This is a genomic window from Pseudomonas sp. UW4 (assembly GCF_000316175.1).
In the GTDB taxonomy this organism is placed as follows: Bacteria; Pseudomonadota; Gammaproteobacteria; order Pseudomonadales; family Pseudomonadaceae; genus Aquipseudomonas; species Aquipseudomonas laurylsulfatiphila.
In genome coordinates, this window is sequence record NC_019670.1 from 4873683 (window position 1) to 4892540 (window position 18858).

The following is an 18858-nucleotide window of genomic DNA, read 5'->3' on the forward strand; positions in this document are numbered from 1 at the left end:
CAGACGCACGCAACGGGATGCGCTATACAATGCAACGACTCAGTGCAAAGGAACCGCCATGATCCATGACACTTTCTGGCTGACCACGAGCGACCACAGCCGCCTCTTCGTCAACCAGTGGCTACCCGATGGCAGCCTCAAGGCAATGATTCTGCTGGCCCATGGCATGGCCGAACACAGCGGCCGTTATGGAGCCCTTGCGCAAAAACTCTGTGATCAGGGCTACGGCGTGTGTGCGCCGGACCTGCGTGGACATGGCAAAACTGCCGAAAACGGGACCCTGGGGCATTTCGCCGATGACGACGGCTGGTGCAAGGTCGTCAGCGACCTGGCGTGCCTCAACCAGCACATCGGCCAGCAGCACCCTGGCACACCGATTGTGCTGCTCGGTCACAGCATGGGCAGTTACATAGCCCAGGCCTATCTGCTGCACCACAGTGCCAGCCTGCACGGGGCAATCCTCAGCGGCTCGAACTTCCAGCCCGTGGCGCTTTATCGCGCGGCACGGCAAATCGCCCGTTTCGAACGCCTGCGCCAGGGCGGTAAAGGCCGCAGCGCATTGATCGAATGGCTGTCGTTCGGTTCGTTCAACAACAAATTCAAACCGGCACGCACGCCGTTCGACTGGCTCAGCCGTGATCCGGCGCAGGTCGACCTGTACGTCAACGACCCGCTCTGCGGTTTCCGCTGCACCAATCAACTGTGGATCGATTTGCTCGGTGGCTTGCAGCAAATCAGCAAAGCGTCCAATCTCGCCCAGATCGACCCGGGCCTGCCGCTGCTGGTGATTGGCGGTGAATGTGATCCGGTGAGCGAAGGCAAACGTCTGAAGGATCTGGCCGACGCGTTGCGGGCGGCCGGCAGCCAGCACCTGCAACTGACCGTTTACCCGCAGGCCCGGCACGAACTGTTCAACGAGAGCAACCGCGATGAAATCGTCGCCGATGTGCTGAACTGGATCGCCCAGGCCTTGAGCACCCCTCGGCCGCACCGATCCGAATAGTTTTTTGTGGATTTTTTAATTCGTCACAGGAATTGAGACAGATGACCCAGGTTACCAACACCCCTTACGAAGCCCTCGAAGTGGGCCAGACCGCCAGCTTCAGCAAGACGGTCGAAGAGCGTGACATCCAGTTGTTCGCCGCGATGTCCGGCGATCACAACCCGGTGCACCTGGATGCCGAATACGCCGCCAGCACCATGTTCAAGGAGCGCATCGCCCACGGCATGTTCAGCGGTGCGTTGATCAGCGCGGCGGTCGCCTGCCAATTGCCTGGGCCGGGGACCATCTATATCGGTCAGACAATGAGCTTTCAGAAACCGGTGAAGATCGGCGACACCCTGACCGTGCGCCTGGAAATTCTGGAAAAGCTGCCGAAGTTTCGCGTACGCATTGCCACTCGTGTGTTCAATCAACGTGATGAACTGGTGGTGGATGGCGAAGCGGAAATCCTCGCGCCACGCAAGCAACAGAGCGTGACGCTGACGGAACTGCCGGCGATCAGCATCGGCTGATTGACCAGTTAAAAAACAATGTGGGAGCGAGCTTGCTCGCGATAGCGCCAGATCAGTCAACATCAATGTTGAATGTCAGGCCCTCATCGCGAGCAAGCTCGCTCCCACAGTGGTTTCAGCCAGGCTTACGAACGCGCACGCGCCTGGTTACGCAGGGCCTTGACCTGATCGTGATTGCGTTGCGCACCATGGTACTGGCGCTCAACCAGGTCACGAATGCCCACCAGGTTGTGCTTGTTGATCTTCTCCATGGCATCCCGATAAGCCTTCAATGCATGGTCTTCACCGCGCTCGGCTTCATTGAGCACGGCCTCCTCGTCTTTACCGGTGAACATCGACTTCACGTCGACCCAGCGGCGGTGCAGGTCACCGCTGACACTGGTGGAGGTTTCCGGATCGCCACCCATCGAACGCACCGCGGACTGCAACTCCGCAGCAGCCGTAGCACAATCGGTCGAACGATTGATAAACAGGGTTTTGAGTTCAGGGTGCTTGATGTCTTCAGCGCAAGTCTTGAACCCGGCCTGACCGTCCTTGCTGGTTTCAATCAGGTCATTGAGTACAGAAATCGCTTCTTTATTCATGTCAGTCATTTTTCAATTCCTTCGGTTGATGAAAGATGCAATGAGTACTGCACCCTGCATGCCAGCTCGGAATCGCTTAACTAATCGTTATTTTTCAAACAGTTATCCATTAACAAAAAATCTGTATCCGCTTTATTTGCATGATCTGTCATTTGGCCTGCATGCAGAATGCCTGTATTTTCCAGACTGACTGAATCAAGACGACCGATCGATGAATCCTGAAAAGCTCGAACTGCTGATCACCCGTGAAATGCCCTTCGGCAAATACAAGGGTCGAATCATTGCCGACCTGCCCGGCCCTTACCTGAACTGGTTCGCCCGGGAGGGTTTCCCGCACGGCGAATTGGGCGGCTTGCTGGCCCTGATGCAGGAAATCGATCACAACGGGTTGTCGGACTTGCTCGAACCGCTGCGCGCCAAACACGGCAAACCGGCCCCGCGTCACTGAATCACCTACCGAGCACCCTCATGCCTGACAACACCCGCCGCGCCCGTGATGAAGCCTTCTGGCAAACCTTTGCCGACCGCTACGATGTCGAACCCGGCCCGCTCAACCTGGAGAACGGTTACTTCGGTCGCATGTCGCGCACGGTCGTCGAGGAGTACCAACGCAACATCGAGCTGATCAATCGCAGCAATTCGGTGTACGTACGTCAGCGCTTCGAACAGGGCGACAGCCTGAAGATCCGCGCGCAACTGGCCAGGTTGACAGGCGTCCCCGGCGACAGCATCGCCCTGACCCGCAACGCGTCGGAAGGTTTGCAGTCGCTGATCCGCAACTACAACCGGCTGCAGCCCGGCGATCAGGTACTGGTTTGCGATCTTGAATACGACACGGTCAAAGGCGCCATGCGCTGGCTGGCGCGTAATCGCGGCGTTGAAGTGATCGAAATCGAACACGCACACCCGGCAACCTTCGACAGTCTGCTGAACACCTACCGCGAAACCTTCGCACGGCACCCAAGGCTGAAGTTGATGGCCCTGACCCACGTCACCCATCGCACGGGCCTGGTAATGCCGGTGCAGGCGATTGCGGCCGCGGCGAAGGAACAGGGGATTGACGTCATCCTCGACGGTGCCCATGCCCTCGGCCAACTCGAGTTTGACCTGAGCGAACTGGGCATCGCCTTCGCCGGCTACAATCTGCACAAGTGGATCGGTGCACCGCTGACGCTTGGCTATATCTACATCGCCCCCGAACGCCTGGCCGACATCGACCCGGACATGGGCGAAATGCATTTCCCGCCCACTGACATCCGCGCCCGAACCTCGTACAGCACCCCCAACATCCCGGCGCTGCTGACCCTGCCGCTGGTGCTCGAAGAACATTGGGCGATGGGAGGAGCCGCGGCCAAGGGCGCGCGGCTCAATTATCTGCGCAACCTGTGGGTGCGCGAAGTTCGCGAACTTCCGGGCATCGAGGTGTTGACCCCGGATGATCCACGGCTGTATTGCGGCATCACCTCGATGCGCTTTACCCAACAGGCCGATCAACAGGTGATGGTCGAAAGGCTGCTCAACGACTACAACCTGTTCACCGTGGTGCGCAGTGGCGCGGCTTGCGGGCCGTGCATCCGCGTGACACCGGGATTGACCAGCACTGCCGACCATATGCAGCAGTTGATCATCGCGCTGAAAGAACTGCGCTGAACACTCACCATTGTGGGAGCGAGCTTGCTCGCGATGGTCGTGAACGATAGCGGGTGAAACCTGATGCCCAGTGTCGCCCTCGGGTTTTTCGCGAGCAGGCTCGCTCCTACAAGGGTTAGCGCCGAACCTGTGGGAGCAACTGTCTTCCCCCCGCCACTCGTCACCGTCATAGCGAGCAAGCTCGCTCCCACAGGGGGTATGAGCCGATCCAGGCCATTTTTTTCAGGCAAAAAAAAACGGTGCACCGACCAAGCGCACCGTAAAGCCGTAGAACACACAACGAAGTGTAGGGTGAAGCGATCAGTCCAGCAGCGCCAGGGCCTCGGCGGTGCATTCCTGAATGCGGGACCAGTCGCCGTTCTTGATCCATTCCGGATCAAGCATCCAGCTACCGCCCACGCACATGACGTTTTTCAGCGCCATGTAGCTCTTGATGTTGGCAGGTCCCACGCCGCCGGTCGGGCAGAATTTCACTTCGCCGAACGGGCCGCCCAACGCCTTGATGGCCGCAACGCCACCGCTGACTTCGGCCGGGAACAGCTTGAAGCGGCGGTAACCCAGACCGTAGCCTTCCATGATGCCCGAGGCATTGCTGATGCCTGGCAACAGTGGGATCGGGCTGGCGACACTGGCTTCCAGCAAGTCGCGGGTGATGCCCGGCGTGACGATGAACTGCGAACCCGCCGCTTCCGCCGCCGCCAGCATGTGGCGATCCAGTACGGTGCCGGCACCGGTCACCAGTTCCGGACGCTGCTCGCGCAGAATCTGGATGGCCTTGAGGCCGAATTGCGAACGCAGGGTCACTTCCAGGGCTGTCAGGCCACCAGCCGCGAGCGCGTCGGCCAGCGGCAGTACGTCCTGCTCGCGGGCGATGGTGATCACCGGCAGGATCCGTGCTTTCGCGCAGAGGCTATCGATCAGGGCAACTTTGTCCGCCATGGAAACGGTCGGGGATGGGTTTGTCATAGCGGCTGTTCCTTGGCTCATGGGCACCAGAAAATCTCTAACGTGGGTTGCAGAAATGCGCGCACCGGCATTGCGGCGACATCGTCGCCGGCCAGTGCGGTACTCAGGGTGGTCAGCTTGGACTGACCGGAAATCGATAGAACCTTGTGTTTGGCCGAGGCCAGCAGCGCGCGACTCATGGTCAGGCGCTGATGCGGCACAGTCGGCGCCAGCATCGGCCAACAACGACGGACACCATCGGCCTGCAATGCCTCGGCAAGGTTCGGGCTGTTGGGGAACAGCGACGCGGTGTGGCCGTCATCACCCATGCCGAGGATCAGCACGTCGATCGCCGGCAGTTCGGACAACAAGCGGTCGGCCTGTTCTGCTGCCTGTTCAAGGTTGGCGCTGGCGCTGTACAGGCTCAGGAACTGCGCCTTGGCCGCAGGACCTTGCAACAGATAACGCTTGATCAGGCCCGCGTTGCTGTCGGCGTGCTCCACCGGCACCCAGCGCTCGTCGGCCAGGCTGACCACCACGTTCGACCAGTCCAGCGACTGCCTGGCCAGGTGCTGGAAAAACGCCACCGGACTGCGGCCACCGGAGACCACCAGGGTCGCAGTGCCCTGTGCGTCGATCGCGTCGCTCAGTTTTTTCGCCACGCTCAGTGCCAGGCTTTCAGCCAGCAGCACCGGGCTCTTGAACCCATGGGCGCTGACGCCCTGCGGCAGTTTCAAATCAGATATCGCCATACCACGACCTCCCGTCCCGCGTGATCAGAGCAATGGAGCTCATCGGCCCCCAGGACCCGGCCGCGTACGGCTTGGGCGCATCACCGGATTTTTTCCACCCGGCGATCAACTGGTCACACCACTTCCACGCGGCTTCGATTTCATCTTTACGGACAAACAGGTTCTGATTGCCGCGCATTACTTCCAGCAACAACCGCTCGTAGGCATCGGGAATCCGTGCGCTGCTCCAGGTGTCGGAAAAATTCAGCTGCAACGGACCGCTGCGCAGCTGCATGCCTTTGTCCAGGCCTTGGTCCTTGGTCATCACACGCAAGGAAATGCCTTCGTCCGGTTGCAGGCGGATAATCAGCTTGTTGCTGATTTGCAGGCGCTGCTCGGGAGCGAAGATGTAGTGCGACGGTTCCTTGAAATGGATGACGATCTGCGACAGCTTCTGCGGCATGCGCTTGCCGGTACGCAGGTAAAACGGCACGCCGGCCCAGCGCCAGTTGCGGATGTCGGCACGCAGGGCGACAAAGGTTTCAGTATCGCTCTGGGTGTTGGAATTGGGTTCTTCCAGGTACCCCGGCACCGCTTTGCCTTCGCTGTAGCCGGCGATGTACTGGCCGCGCACCACCTGGGTGGTCAGGCCTTCCGGGCTGATCGGCGCCAGGGCCTTGAGCACCTTGACCTTCTCGTCACGGATGCTGTCGGCGGACAGGTCGGCCGGCGGGTCCATGGCGATCAGGCAGAGCAGTTGCAGCAGGTGGTTCTGGATCATGTCGCGCAGCTGGCCGGCCTTGTCGAAGTAACCCCAGCGGCCTTCGATGCCGACCTTCTCGGCCACGGTGATTTCCACGTGGGAGATGTAGTTCTGGTTCCACTGGGTTTCGAACAGGCTGTTGGCGAAACGCAGGGCGATCAGGTTCTGGACGGTCTCTTTGCCCAGGTAGTGGTCGATGCGGTAGGTGCGGTTCTCCGGGAAGAACTGCGCCACGGCGTCGTTGACCTTGCGCGAGGATTCCAGGTCCGAACCGATGGGCTTTTCCAGCACCACACGGGTGTTTTGCACCAGGCCGACCTTGGCCAGGTTCTCGCAGATCGCGCCGTAGACGGCAGCCGGCGTGGCGAAGTAGGCAATGACCCGTTGCGTGGTGCCGGCCACTTCGGCCAGGGCCACATAATCTTCGGACTTGAGGAAGTCGACGTGTAGGTAGCTCAGGCGCGCCAGAAAACGCTCGACCACGGCTTCGTCCAGCTCTTTGGCACCGACATAGCGGCGCAGCTCGGAGGCAATGAAGGTCAGGTGTTCCTGCTCGCTGCCCGGCTCACGGGCCAGCGCGATGATTCGCGTGTCCTCGTGCAACAGGCCAGCGCCGTCGAGTTGATAAAGGGCAGGAAACAGCTTGCGCAAGGCCAGATCGCCAAGGGCGCCGAACAAGGCAAAGGTGCACGGTTCAACCGTAATCGAGAGCATGATGTTTGTTCTTTTATCAAGTTAAGCTACAAATACCTTTTTTCAAGGCATCACTCAAGGGAAAATGTAGTAATAACCACAACATTTTCGCAAAATACAGATTCCGAGTGGTGGTCGGTCTGAGCCATCAGTAGGATAGGCCACCGTTATGGGCCTCACCAAAGGCCCTTTTTGCATTAGCCGCGCGCTTGTTGGCGCAGCTGTAAAGGATACTTATATGGACCGCGTGCGAAATTTACTGGAGCAGATCCAGAATCGCCTTGAAGAGCTGAACAAGGCCGAACGCAAAGTCGCCGAGGTGATCCTGCTCAACCCGCAGCAGGCCACCCGCTTCAGCATCGCCGCCCTCGCCCAGGCCGCCTCAGTCAGCGAACCGACGGTCAACCGTTTCTGCCGTTCGTTCGGCGTCAGCGGCTACCCCGAACTCAAGCTGCAACTGGCCCAGAGCCTGGCCAGTGGCGCCGCGTACGTCAGCCGCGCGGTGGAGGCCGATGACAATCCGGAGGCCTATACCCAGAAGATCTTCGGCAGCGCCATCGCCTCGCTGGACAGCGCCTGCCAGGCACTGGACCCGAACCTGATCAGCCGCGCCGTCGACCTGCTGATCCAGGCCCGGCAGATCCACTTCTTCGGCCTCGGCGCCTCGGCCCCGGTGGCACTGGATGCGCAGCACAAGTTCTTCCGCTTCAACCTCGCCGTCACGGCCCACGCGGATGTGTTGATGCAGCGCATGATTGCCTCGGTGGCCCATACCGGCGAGCTGTTCGTGATCATTTCCTACACCGGTCGCACCCGCGAACTGGTGGAAGTGGCGCGGATTGCCCGGGAAAACGGCGCCTCGGTGCTGGGCCTGACCGCCGAGAACTCGCCGCTGGCCAAGGCCAGCACCCTGAGCCTGAACATTCCGCTGCCGGAAGACACCGACATCTACATGCCGATGACGTCGCGGATCATCCAGCTGACCGTGCTGGACGTGCTTGCCACTGGCATGACCTTGCGTCGGGGCGTGGATTTCCAGCCGCATTTGCGCAAGATCAAGGAGAGCCTGAATGCCAGCCGGTATCCGGTTGGGGATGAGTTTAATTAATCCAGCATCTCCATCGCCCTGAATGGCCTCATCGCGAGCAAGCTCGCTCCCACAGGGGAATGCATTCCAAATGTGGGAGCGAGCTTGCTCGCGATGGCGGTATACGGAGCACCACAGATGCTGAACTAAACCCCCACCCGCGCCTGCAAACTCAGATGCGCCCGCTCCCCAGGTTTCAGGCACAGACTGTCGGTGCCGCCACTCGCTGCCTCTACGCAAACGAATTCGGATATCTCGTTCCAGGTCACGCCGAGCAACGGCCGCGAACCGGGATGCCACACCACCGTGTCGGCCGTTTCGCCAGTGTCGATGCACAACGCCCGCTGCCAGGCGTGGTCGTTGAGCTGCAATTCGCCGTCATGCTGGAACACCCGCTGACAACCGCCGTCCACGCGCAACTCGCCTTCCTGCTGACACACCTGTCGGCTCAACTGGTCATAACCCTGCGCTCCTTCGAGCCCAGACAGCGCTATCTCACTGACATCGCCAATACGCCAGTAAGCATGCAAAGCCTGGCTCATCTGGCACGGCATGTCGTCCTGATGCTCGGTGCTCAGGCGCAAGTCCATTCGCTCTCCCAGATGGGCGTGCAGGTCCACCTGCCAGTCGCACAACTTCAGCTGCCAGTGCAACCGCACGCCTTCGTCGTCACTGTTGCTTTCGAGCAGCTTCCAGTCGAGCAGCCGCGCCCAGCCATGGGACGGCCAGGCGTTTTCGCTCGGATGCCGGCCATACCAGGGCCAACACACCGGCACACCACCGCGAATGGCGCCGACCTGCGGCCACTTTGCCGCGCACCACAGCCAGGGCTTTTGCCCCTTGGGCTGGAAGTGCAGCAACTGCGCGCCCTGCCGACTGAACACCGCCTGACACAGCGGATGATCGATCACCAGCACGTCGCGCATCTGATAGCGCTCCCACGCGAACACCGGACGTTCGCGCAAGGATTTGAAGAAGCGTTGTAGCGGATGCTCAAGCATGTGCCACGGTCCTGAAAATCATCTGTCACCGGGGTGCGCGGCCCGCAAAAAAAAGCGGACAGCCATGGCTGTCCGCAAATATGCGCACATGGAGAGAAGCTTATCGCAGACGCGTTAGAACACCGACTGAATTTTCAGGCCGGCCACCAGCGCGTTGTCGACTTCATCCACACCACCCGGGTGAGTGACGTATTGCAGGTTGGGACGTACGGTCAGCCAGTTGGTCACGTGGAAGCCGTAGTTGATCTCGTAGTTGTATTCGGTTTCACGAATGGGCGAGAACAGCGGATTGTCGTATTCCGAAACACCGTTGGCCACGTTGGTCAGTTCAGCGTTTTTCTTCACGTCATCGTTGACATGGATACGGGCGAAACCGATGCCCACGTCATCCTTTGGACGTGCGTCGAACGGGCCCTTGTACACGAACATCAGCGACTGGTAGTTGTCGATGAAGTTGGTGTCCTTGTCGTGGAAAGTGGCGTTGGCCGCGATGTTCAGACCACGGGATGCATCGCCATTGTGGCTGGTGAGTTGCTGCTGCGCGACGAACCAGTAGCCGTGCTTGCTATCGTGGACGCGATAAGGGTTGCCGGTGGTCGCTGCGTCCTGGCCGTTGTCGTCCTTGAGAACGTCGTCGGCATTGGCCGTGCTTTTGTAGTAGCCGACACGGTATTCGCCCGGCAGGTTGTTGACCTTCGGCGACCAGACCAGTTCGACCGGCAACACGGTGCCCTCAGTACCACTGCCGCTGAGCTTGAAGCCGTTACCGTGTTCCAGTTGCGTCGGGTTCTGGTTGTACGCACCAATCTGGGCGTAGAGCTCGTCATTGATGTGGTACTTCACGCGGATCGCCGCCTGGCTGACCGGCCAGTTGTACCAGATGTTGGTGGCCCAGTTACCGACCTGGGATCCGCAGAACGCCAGGTTCTGGAATTCGCACGGGAAGGTGTTGAAGTCTTCACCTTCACCGAAGTAACCGGCCTTGACGTCCAGTTTGTTGTCGAAGAACTGATGCTGAATCCACAACTGGGTCAGACGCACCATGTGGCCACGACCGTAGACTTCCTGGGAGGAGCTCAAGGTGCCGGCACGCGGGTCACCGATACGGTCGTTGGAGATGTTCTCGCCGTTACGGTTGGTAAGCTGGATCTTGGCCTGGGTATTGTCCCAGCCGAACAGTTTTTCCAGGTCCAGCGCCGCGCCCAGGCCAAACTGGTCGGCGTAGCGCGCGGTCTTGTCATCGTTGAAGCCGCCATGCAGATTGCCGCCGACTTCACCGACGTAGTCCATCTTGATGTCGATGCCTTGCTCGATCAGCCTGGTACGCTCGCCACCCCAATCGCCCGTCATCCACCTGGAGTCGGAGCTGAACGCCTCATCGGCCATCGCATTGCCGGCCAGAACCAGTGCTGCCGCTGCTGAAACCTGGCAGATCAACCGGGCCTTGTTCTTCATCTTCATCCCTACATCCTCGTTTTATTGTTATTAACTTTTCTTTTTTAACGCGGTTACATCCGGTGCAATGCGCGACAGGCCGTGCATTGCGAATCCCCCCCTGTAGGAGCGAGCTTGCTCGCGATGGCGGTGTATCAGGTGACAACGATGTTGAATGTCAGTCCGCTATCGCGAGCAAGCTCGCTCCCACATTGATCTCTATCTACCTTTGAACTGTGCGACGTTGTCAGCATGCGTCTCGGCATTTGGCGCGCCGGCAACGCCCAAACGCTCCCCTGTCTTGGCATCGAACAGCAGCACTTTCGCCGGATCGAATTGCAGGGTCAGGGTCTCCCCCACAGCAGGCGCCACATCCGGCGCCAGGCGGCAGCAGACCTTGGTGTCATTGAGGTTGACGAAGACCAGGGTGTCCGGCCCGGTCGGTTCGGTGACCTGGACTTCGGCACGAATGGTCGGCAAACCGTTCGCTTCACCGTTGGCCAGGATGATCTGTTCAGGGCGCATGCCGAGTATCACTTCGCGGTCTTCCAGGCCTGCGTCCTGCATGCCCAGCGGCAGCTCGCAACGGGCCTGGCCACTGTCGAGCAGTGCCAGCAGGCGACCGTCCTTGCGCTGCAGGCGCAGCGGGATGAAGTTCATCGGTGGCGAACCGATGAAGCTCGCCACAAAGAGGTTGGCCGGGTTGTTGTAGATGTCCTTCGGTGTACCGAACTGCTGGATGATCCCGTCCTTCATCACCGCCACCTTGTCGCCCAGGGTCATGGCTTCGATCTGGTCGTGGGTCACGTAGACCGTGGTGGTTTTAAGGCGTTGGTGCATCAGTTTCATTTCGGTGCGCATCTCGACCCGCAGCTTGGCGTCGAGGTTGGACAGCGGCTCGTCGAACAGATAAATCTTCGGCCGCCGCGCCAATGCTCGGCCCATCGCCACGCGCTGTTGCTGACCACCGGAGAGCTGGCCGGGCTTGCGGCTGAGCAGGTGTTCGATCTGCAACAGCTTGGAAACCCGAGCGACTTCTTCGTCGATTTCCGCGGTCGGCATTTTGCGGATCTTCAGGCCGAAGGCGATGTTGTCGCGCACGCTCATGGTCGGGTACAGCGCGTAGGACTGGAACACCATGGCAATGTCACGATCCTTGGGGCTCATGCCGCTGATGTCGGCGTCGTCCACCAGGATCGCGCCGCCGCTGATGGTTTCCAGGCCGGCGATGCAGTTCATCAAGGTCGACTTGCCGCAGCCCGACGGGCCGACCAGGATCAGGAACTCACCGTCATCGATTTTCAGTTCGATGTTTTTCAGGGTGTCCGGCAAGCCGGGGCCGTAGGTCTTGTTGACGTTGCGTAATTCGAGAGTTGCCATCTTTCTACCCCTTGACCGCGCCGGACGTCAGCCCACGCAGGAAATACTTGCCAGCGAATATGTAGACCAGCAGTGTCGGCAGCCCGGCGATCATCGCGGCGGCCATATCAACGTTGTATTCCTTGGCCCCGGTGCTGGTGTTGACCAGGTTGTTCAGGGCCACGGTAATTGGCTGGGCATCGCCGCTGGCGAAGACCACGCCGAACAGGAAGTCGTTCCAGATCTGGGTGAACTGCCAGATCAGGCAGACCATCACGATCGGGATCGACATCGGCAGCAGGATTTTCAGGAAGATCGTGAAGAAGCCCGCGCCATCGAGCCTTGCGGCCTTGACCAGCGCATCCGGAATGCTCACGTAGTAGTTGCGGAAGAACAGCGTGGTGAACGCCAGGCCGTAGACCACGTGCACCAGCACCAGGCCGGTGGTGGTATTGGCCAGGCCGAATTTGCCGAGGGTGAACGAGGCCGGCAGCAGCACGGTCTGGAACGGCAGGAAGCAGCCGAACAGCAACAGGCCGAAGAACAACTGCGAGCCACGGAAGCGCCACATCGACAGCACGTAGCCGTTCATCGCGCCGATGAAGGTCGAGATCAGCACCGCCGGCACGGTGATTTTCACCGAGTTCCAGAAGTAGCCGCCGACCACGTCCCAGGCCTTGATCCAGCCGATGCCGTCGATCACGGTCGGCCAGCTCAGCAGGTTGCCGGTGCGGATGTCTTCCGGGGATTTGAAGCTGGTCAGCAGCATCACCACCAGCGGGATCAGGTACACCGCCGCTGCCAAAAGCAGGGTGGCGTAGATCGCGATGCGGCTGAAACTGATGCCCGATTTTCCGAGTTGATTAGTCATGGCGTTTGCCTCGCAGCTCGGAGTACAGGTACGGCACAAGGATGGTCAGTACGGCGCCGAGCATCAGCATGGCGCTGGCCGAACCGATGCCCATCTGGCCACGGCTGAAGGTGAAGGAATACATGAACATCGCCGGCAGGTCGGATGAATAACCCGGCCCCCCCGCGGTCATCGCCGCGACCAGGTCGAAGCTCTTGATCGCGATGTGCGCCAGGATCATGAAGGCACTGAAGAACACCGGACGCAGGCTCGGCAGGACGATCTTCAGGTAGATGGTCGGCAGGCTCGCACCATCGACTTGCGCGGCACGGATGATCGATTGATCGACACCGCGCAGGCCGGCCAGGAACATCGCCATGACAAACCCGGAGGCTTGCCATACGGCGGCGATCACCAGGCAGTAGACGACGCGATCCTGATCCACCAGCCAGTCGAGACGGAAGCCTTCCCAACCCCAGTCACGCAGCATCTTGTCCAGGCCCAGGCCAGGGTTGAGCAGCCATTTCCAGGCGGTACCGGTGACGATCATCGACAGCGCCATCGGGTACAGGTAGACGGTGCGGATGAAGCCTTCCTTGCGAATGCGCTGGTCCAGCAGCACGGCGAGGAACACGCCCAGCACCAGGCTGATGCCGATGAACATGCCGCCGAACACCGCGAGGTTCTTGCTCGCGACCCACCAGCGGTCGTTGTCCATCAGGCGCATGTATTGCTGCAGGCCGACCCACTTGTAGCTCGGCATGAAGCTGGAATTGGTGAAGGACAGAATGAACGTCCAGATGATGTAACCGTAGAAGCCAACCAACACGATCAGCATGCTCGGCGCGAGTACCAGTTTGGGTAGCCAGCGTTGCAGCGCATCGAACGGTGAGGCTTTGCTGAAAACCGCCACAGAGCTCATCGGGATAATCCAGGTTTAGAGAAATGAATCGACACGGTGGCCCCTTGTGGGAGCGGGCTTGCTCGCGAAAGCGATGTGTCAGTCGACATTAATGTTGAATGTCAGACGGCATTCGCGAGCAAGCCCGCTCCCACATTGGGTCAGGCTGTGTCAGGGATTACTGGGCAGCTTTGACAGCCGAAGCCAGTTGGGCGCTGGCCTTGGCCGGGTCAGCGTTCTTGTCGTTCATGAAGTTGGTGACCACGTCGAAGATCGCGCCCTGCACGGCCAGGGAGGTGGCCATGTTGTGCGCCATGCTCGGTTGCAGGCCGCCGGTCTTGTCGTCCGCGATGAAGTCCTTCGCCGACTTCTGGGCGCACTCGTCGAAACCGAGCTTGTCCATTTCGCCCAGCATGTCGTTACGCACCGGGATCGAACCCTTGTTCATGCTGAAGACTTTCTGGAAGTCGGTGCCCAAAGCGACCTTGGCCAGGTCTTGCTGGGCAGCGATGTCGCCCTTGCGATCAGCCTTGAGCTTAAACACCGCCAGGGAGTCGATGTTGTAGGTGAAGGCCTTTTCAGTGCCCGGGAACGCTACACACAGGTAGTCCTTGCCCGCGACTTTCCCGGCTGCCGTCCACTCGCTTTTCGCCCAGTCGCCCATCATCTGCATGCCGGCCTTGCCGTTGATGACTTCAGCGGCGGCGATGTTCCAGTCACGACCGGCGCGGTTCGGGTCCATGTAGGTGGTGATCTTTTTCAGCTCGGCGAACGACTGGGTCATTTCCGGGCCGGACAGGGTTTTCTGGTCCAGGTCGACCAGGGCTTTCTTGTAGCCGTCGACGCCCATGACCGAGAGCACCACGTCTTCAAACACGGTGCTGTCCTGCCAAGGCTGACCGCCGTGGGCGAGCGCGATGAAGCCTGCGGCCTTGAGCTTGTCACCGGCGGCATAGAATTCTTCGAGGGTCGTCGGGGCTTTTTCGATCCCGGCTTTCTTGAACACTTGCGGGTTGATCCACAGCCAGTTGACGCGGTGGATGTTCACCGGCACGGCAACGTAATCACCTTCGTACTTTACGGTGTCGGAGACTTTCTTCGACAGCAGGCCATCCCAGTTTTCCGCCTTGGAAACGTCTTTCAACGCGTCGGTGCTGAGCAGGCCGGTGCTGCCCCACTCCTGGATGTCCGGACCCTTGATCTGCGCCACGCCTGGCGGGTTGCCGGCTACGGCGCGACTCTTGAGTACGGTCATGGCCGTGGAACCGCCGCCACCGGCGACTGCGCCGTCCTTCCAGGTGAAGCCGTCTTTTTCGACTTGAGCCTTCAGGACATCGACCGCTGCTTTTTCACCACCGGAGGTCCACCAGTGAACGACTTCAACGGAACCTTTGGATTCGGCGGCCAGGACACTGAGGGGGAGCGCAGACAGGGAAGCGAGAGAAATGACAGTAGCGAGGCGAGAAATCGCATTCATCTAGGAGCACCTTTCTTGTTGTTATGCATGCAAGTCTGTTGCTTGCGCTGCATAAGATTCTAAACAGGGGATATCCCCTCGCAGGTAACGAAGGGATGCGCGAATGTCACCGCATGGTTACATAGAACCGCTCTGGGACAACTGCGCCAGCGCCGTGGCCATGCTCGGCGCCAGCGCCAGGCGCGGAATCAGCACGGCTTGCCAGGCGTGGTAAAGGTCAGGCTTGCCGGGCCAGATGTCGGCACTCGGGCGGTTTTGCGGATCGAGTTCGTGATACCAGCTGCCATCACAGCGGTCGATGAAATGACTGTCACAGAATTCCCAGAACAGGCGGTACCACTGTTCGTACTGCACTTCACCCGTGCGTTTGATCAGTGCACTGGCGGCGGCACTGGCTTCGCAATGGGTCCAGTGCAGGCGATGGCGGACCACCGCTTTGTTGTCCCAATCCAGGGTGTAGACAATCCCCGGCGCGCCATCAATGTTCCAGCCGTGACGACAGTTGTGCTCGAAGAGTTTTTGCGCGTCGGTGACCAGCCAGCCCGGCGTGAGCATCCCGGCGCTCACCCGCGAAGCTTCGAGATGCAGCAACAGCCGCGCCCACTCGAAACCGTGTCCCGGGGTGGTGCCGTAGGGGCGAAAACCGTCCGCCGGATTGTCACGGTTGTAGTCCCGCAGTGGCTGCCAGTGGCGGTCGAAATGCTCGATCACCAGGTAATCGTTGGCAGCGGCGTGACCATGGATCACGCGTTCGACGATGCGCTGGGCGCGGCACAACCAGCGTTTGTCTTGCGTGACATCGGCCAGGGCGAGGAAGGCTTCGGTGGCGTGCATGTTGCTGTTGGCGCCCCGGTACGCCTCCTCTTCACTCCAGTCGCGATTGAAGGATTCGCGCATCGCGCCTTCCTCTTCACTCCAGAACCAGGTGTCGATAATGTCGATGGCACCATCGAGCAAGGCTTGCGCACCGGGACGCTGTGCGACCACCGCAGAACTGGCAGCCAGCGCGACGAAGGCATGCAGGTAGGCGTTCTTGCCGGTGTTGCCGTCGCGATGGTCGGCAGTGGCGAACCAGCCGCCGTGAACCGCATCGCGCAACGGACCACGTAGGGCCGCAACACCGTGATCGACCAGCTCGGCAAAGCCCGGCAAGCCCTGGATATGGGCCATGGCGAAGCTGTGGGTCATGCGAGCGGTGTTCATGGTCTGGGCTTGCGCATCGGCCGGGAGGCGGCCCTTTTCATCGAGGTTGCCAAAGCCTTCTGGGAGTTTGGAAGCCTTGGCAAAGCTCAACAGGCGCAGGCCTTCGGCGGCGAGCCATTGCTGATGGGCAGGTGCGTTCAGCCAACTGCTGAAGGCGGGTTGGAGGGTGTCCATGGCGTACCTTTTTTGTTGTTATGACTGAGGGGCAGTCTAAACAACGGACGAAGGTCGGCTTGTAACGAAGGGGGTGGGTTATGTCACCAGACCGTGACATTTATCTTGAGGGATGTGTTGAATCTTCTAACGCCTTCGCGAGCAGGCTCGCTCCCACAGGGGTTGCGTCTTATACAAATCCAATGTGGGAGCGAGCCTGCTCGCGAAGAACGATAACGCGGTCTGACTAGTCGACACTGCGCGGCAACTGCAAGGTCACCCGCAACCCGCCTTCACGCAGGTTCTGCAAGCTGACCTCGCCGCCATGGCTATGGGCAATGTTGCGGGCAATCCCCAGCCCCAACCCATACCCCTGCTGCTGCCCGGCCAGACGGAAATGCGGTTCGAACACCTGCTCCAGCCGCTGCTCCGGCACGCCGGGCCCTTCATCATCGACATGCAGGATGAACGCGCGGTCATCGTCATCGATGTGCAGGTGCGCGTTCTGCCCGTACTTCAACGCATTGTCGATCAGGTTGCCGATGCAGCGCTTGAGCGCCAGGGGTTTGCCCGGATACGCCGCCAGCGCCCGCCCCTGCTGGGTCACGCGACCATTGCCGTTGGGCGCAAGGTACGGTTCCACCAGACAGTCGAGCACATGGTTGAGGTCCACCGGCTCGATGTTCTCGTGGATGTCGGTGTCCTTCACGCATTGCAGCGCGCCCTTGACCAGCAATTCGAGCTCGTCCAGATCGCGCCCGAACTTGGCTTGCAGCGTTTCGTCTTCGAGCAATTCAACGCGCAGGCGCAAACGGGTGATCGGCGTGCGCAAGTCGTGGGAGATCGCACTGAACAACTGGCTGCGCTCGGTCAGGTAACGGCTGATGCGCTCGCGCATGGTGTTGAAGGCGCGCCCGACCTCGACCACTTCGCTGCCACCGCCCTCGGCCACCGGTTCCACGTCGGCACCCAGCGACAGATCGCGCGCGGCCCGCGCCAGGCGCTTGAGCGGACGACTCTGCCAGTGCACCAGCAGACCGATGAACAACAGCAGAAAGCCGCTGGTCAGGACGATGAACCACACCTGCTGCGCCGGCAGGCCCTGCTCTTCAAGACTGGTGTAGGGCTCGGGCAACAGCGAGGCAATGTACAGCCATTCGCCCGGTGCCATCTGGATCTGCGTGACCAGTACTGGTGGGTTCACCGGTTCCAGAGTCAACGCGTAGTGCGCCCAGGAGCGTGGCAACTCATCGAGTTTCAGGCCGCCATTGAAGATGCGCAGGTCTTCCGGACTGACGAAGGTCACCGAGATGTCCGTGTCCTGGCCGAGGGACTGGCGCAGCACCTCGTCCACCGCCTTGAGCACCGCCTCTTTGCGCGGGGTGATGGGCAGCACTTCCATGCCCAGGGGTTTGTCGTTGAGCGTGACCACGAACCGGGTGCCGCCCATGCTGCGCAACTGATCGAGCACCAGAGGCCGAAACGCCACCGGCAACGAACGGAAATAACTGACACTGGCCGTCATCGAATGGGCCAGGCTGCGGGCGCTGGTCACCAGGCCCTCGAGCTGTGTGGCGCGCAGTTGCGACACCCAGATCACGCTCGACAGCGCTTGGGCAAACAGCACGGCCAGCAAGGTCAACAGCAACATCCGCCCGAGCAGCGAACGCGGCATCGGCACCCTGGCGGCGAGCTTGCGCAACATCTCAGTGGCCATTGCCGGCAACCACATTGGCCGCCAGTTGATAGCCGCTGCCGCGCACGGTGCGAATCAACCGTGGCGGCTTTTCCGTGTCGCGCAAGCGCTGGCGCAACCGGCTGACCGCCATGTCGACGATGCGATCCAGCGGCATCAGTTCACGGCCACGGGTCGCGTTGCCGATGGTGTCGCGGTCGAGGATTTCCTGCGGATGGTCGAGGAACAGTTTCAGCAGCGCGAAGTCGGCACCCGAGAGAATTACCTCTTCACCATCGATGTGAAACAACCGATGGCTGACCATGTCCAGGCGCCAGTCATCGAAGGCCAGTACCTCACCGCCGCTCCGTTCCTGACCGAACTGCGCGCGGCGCAGCAACGCCTTGATCCGCGCCTGCAATTCCCGTGGGCTGAACGGCTTGCCGAGGTAATCGTCGGCGCCCAGTTCCAGGCCGATGACACGGTCGGCTTCGTCGGAACTGGCGGTGAGCATGATGATCGGCACCTGCGCCTGGCGCGGATGCTGGCGAATCCAGCGACACAGGCTGAAGCCGTCTTCGTCGGGCAGCATCACGTCAAGGATCACCAGGTCGGCCGGCGCCTCGTTCAGCGCCTGGCGAAAACCGGCGCCATCGGCAGTGGCACGCACCTGGAACCCGGCGCGAGTCAGGTAGGTGTCCAGCAACTCGCGTATCTCTTGATCGTCATCGACCAACAAAATCGACTTGTTGACTGAGCTCACTTCGAAGGCATCCTTGTTGTTTGAATTGGGCGGATTATGCCTGATGCACCATTTTTACAAACACCACAAAACCA

General features: G+C 60.4%; 18 protein-coding genes. 5 read left to right on the forward strand and 13 right to left on the reverse strand.

Annotated elements, in window-relative coordinates; translation table 11 throughout:
* The first annotated feature begins 58 nt into the window (after positions 1-58).
* Together PPUTUW4_RS21535 and PPUTUW4_RS21540 are read left to right on the forward strand one after the other, a co-directional pair.
* Positions 59-1003: an alpha/beta hydrolase gene (locus PPUTUW4_RS21535; protein ID WP_015096561.1), complete on the forward strand. Its 945-nt coding sequence runs from the start codon at positions 59-61 to the stop codon at positions 1001-1003.
* Positions 1004-1044: 41 nt separating this feature from the next.
* Positions 1045-1515: a MaoC family dehydratase gene (locus PPUTUW4_RS21540; RefSeq protein ID WP_015096562.1), complete on the forward strand. Its 471-nt coding sequence runs from the start codon at positions 1045-1047 to the stop codon at positions 1513-1515.
* Between the two features lie 125 nt (positions 1516-1640).
* Here the strand turns inward: PPUTUW4_RS21540 and PPUTUW4_RS21545 are convergent, their stop codons facing one another.
* Positions 1641-2108, reverse strand: a complete 468-nt coding sequence (locus PPUTUW4_RS21545; RefSeq protein WP_015096563.1) for a PA2169 family four-helix-bundle protein — start codon at positions 2106-2108, stop codon at positions 1641-1643.
* Between the two features lie 202 nt (positions 2109-2310).
* Here PPUTUW4_RS21545 and PPUTUW4_RS21550 point away from each other — a divergent pair, with 202 nt between their 5' ends.
* The gene (locus tag PPUTUW4_RS21550) at positions 2311-2547 is read left to right on the forward strand and encodes a DUF3820 family protein (RefSeq protein WP_003227425.1); all 237 of its coding nucleotides are present in this window, start codon (positions 2311-2313) and stop codon (positions 2545-2547) included.
* 20 nt (positions 2548-2567) lie between these two features.
* Positions 2568-3749 (forward strand): aminotransferase class V-fold PLP-dependent enzyme, encoded by a 1182-nt coding sequence (locus tag PPUTUW4_RS21555; RefSeq protein ID WP_015096564.1) that lies wholly within the window; start codon positions 2568-2570, stop codon positions 3747-3749.
* A 300-nt stretch (positions 3750-4049) separates the two neighbouring features.
* Here the strand turns inward: PPUTUW4_RS21555 and PPUTUW4_RS21560 are convergent, their stop codons facing one another.
* Genes PPUTUW4_RS21560 through zwf form a run of 3 tightly spaced genes read right to left on the reverse strand, consistent with a single transcriptional unit; the run spans position 4050 to position 6902 of the window.
* Positions 4050-4715, reverse strand: a complete 666-nt coding sequence (locus tag PPUTUW4_RS21560; protein WP_015096565.1) for a bifunctional 4-hydroxy-2-oxoglutarate aldolase/2-dehydro-3-deoxy-phosphogluconate aldolase — start codon at positions 4713-4715, stop codon at positions 4050-4052.
* A gap of 17 nt (positions 4716-4732) precedes the next feature.
* A complete protein-coding gene (pgl, locus tag PPUTUW4_RS21565) occupies positions 4733-5446 on the reverse strand; it encodes a 6-phosphogluconolactonase (protein ID WP_015096566.1) in 714 nt (237 codons plus the stop codon).
* A complete protein-coding gene (zwf, locus tag PPUTUW4_RS21570) occupies positions 5433-6902 on the reverse strand; it encodes a glucose-6-phosphate dehydrogenase (RefSeq protein WP_015096567.1) in 1470 nt (489 codons plus the stop codon). The genes pgl and zwf overlap by 14 nt, the downstream gene beginning before the upstream one ends.
* A gap of 226 nt (positions 6903-7128) precedes the next feature.
* On the opposite strand from zwf, the gene PPUTUW4_RS21575 reads away from it, so the two are divergent.
* Complete coding sequence (locus PPUTUW4_RS21575) at positions 7129-7989, forward strand: MurR/RpiR family transcriptional regulator (RefSeq protein WP_170948639.1); 861 nt, start codon at positions 7129-7131, stop codon at positions 7987-7989.
* Between the two features lie 125 nt (positions 7990-8114).
* Here PPUTUW4_RS21575 and PPUTUW4_RS21580 read toward each other — a convergent pair whose 3' ends face one another.
* From PPUTUW4_RS21580 to PPUTUW4_RS21620, 9 genes are all read right to left on the reverse strand, one after another.
* Positions 8115-8969: a D-hexose-6-phosphate mutarotase gene (locus PPUTUW4_RS21580; RefSeq protein WP_015096568.1), complete on the reverse strand. Its 855-nt coding sequence runs from the start codon at positions 8967-8969 to the stop codon at positions 8115-8117.
* A 114-nt stretch (positions 8970-9083) separates the two neighbouring features.
* The gene (locus PPUTUW4_RS21585) at positions 9084-10430 is read right to left on the reverse strand and encodes a carbohydrate porin (protein ID WP_015096569.1); all 1347 of its coding nucleotides are present in this window, start codon (positions 10428-10430) and stop codon (positions 9084-9086) included.
* Between the two features lie 192 nt (positions 10431-10622).
* Positions 10623-11783: an ABC transporter ATP-binding protein gene (locus tag PPUTUW4_RS21590; protein WP_015096570.1), complete on the reverse strand. Its 1161-nt coding sequence runs from the start codon at positions 11781-11783 to the stop codon at positions 10623-10625.
* Positions 11784-11787: 4 nt separating this feature from the next.
* Positions 11788-12633: a carbohydrate ABC transporter permease gene (locus tag PPUTUW4_RS21595; protein ID WP_007974434.1), complete on the reverse strand. Its 846-nt coding sequence runs from the start codon at positions 12631-12633 to the stop codon at positions 11788-11790.
* Complete coding sequence (locus PPUTUW4_RS21600) at positions 12626-13534, reverse strand: sugar ABC transporter permease (protein ID WP_007974433.1); 909 nt, start codon at positions 13532-13534, stop codon at positions 12626-12628. Before PPUTUW4_RS21600 ends, PPUTUW4_RS21595 begins: the two co-directional genes overlap by 8 nt.
* A 157-nt stretch (positions 13535-13691) precedes the next feature.
* Positions 13692-14990, reverse strand: coding sequence for an ABC transporter substrate-binding protein (locus tag PPUTUW4_RS21605; protein ID WP_015096571.1), 1299 nt, complete (start codon positions 14988-14990; stop codon positions 13692-13694).
* 117 nt (positions 14991-15107) lie between these two features.
* A complete protein-coding gene (locus tag PPUTUW4_RS21610) occupies positions 15108-16367 on the reverse strand; it encodes an AGE family epimerase/isomerase (protein WP_015096572.1) in 1260 nt (419 codons plus the stop codon).
* Between the two features lie 226 nt (positions 16368-16593).
* Entirely contained in the window at positions 16594-18063 is a 1470-nt protein-coding gene (locus PPUTUW4_RS21615) for an ATP-binding protein (protein WP_007974430.1), read from the reverse strand.
* Complete coding sequence (locus PPUTUW4_RS21620) at positions 18053-18784, reverse strand: response regulator transcription factor (RefSeq protein WP_015096574.1); 732 nt, start codon at positions 18782-18784, stop codon at positions 18053-18055. Before PPUTUW4_RS21620 ends, PPUTUW4_RS21615 begins: the two co-directional genes overlap by 11 nt.
* Positions 18785-18858 lie beyond the last annotated feature (74 nt).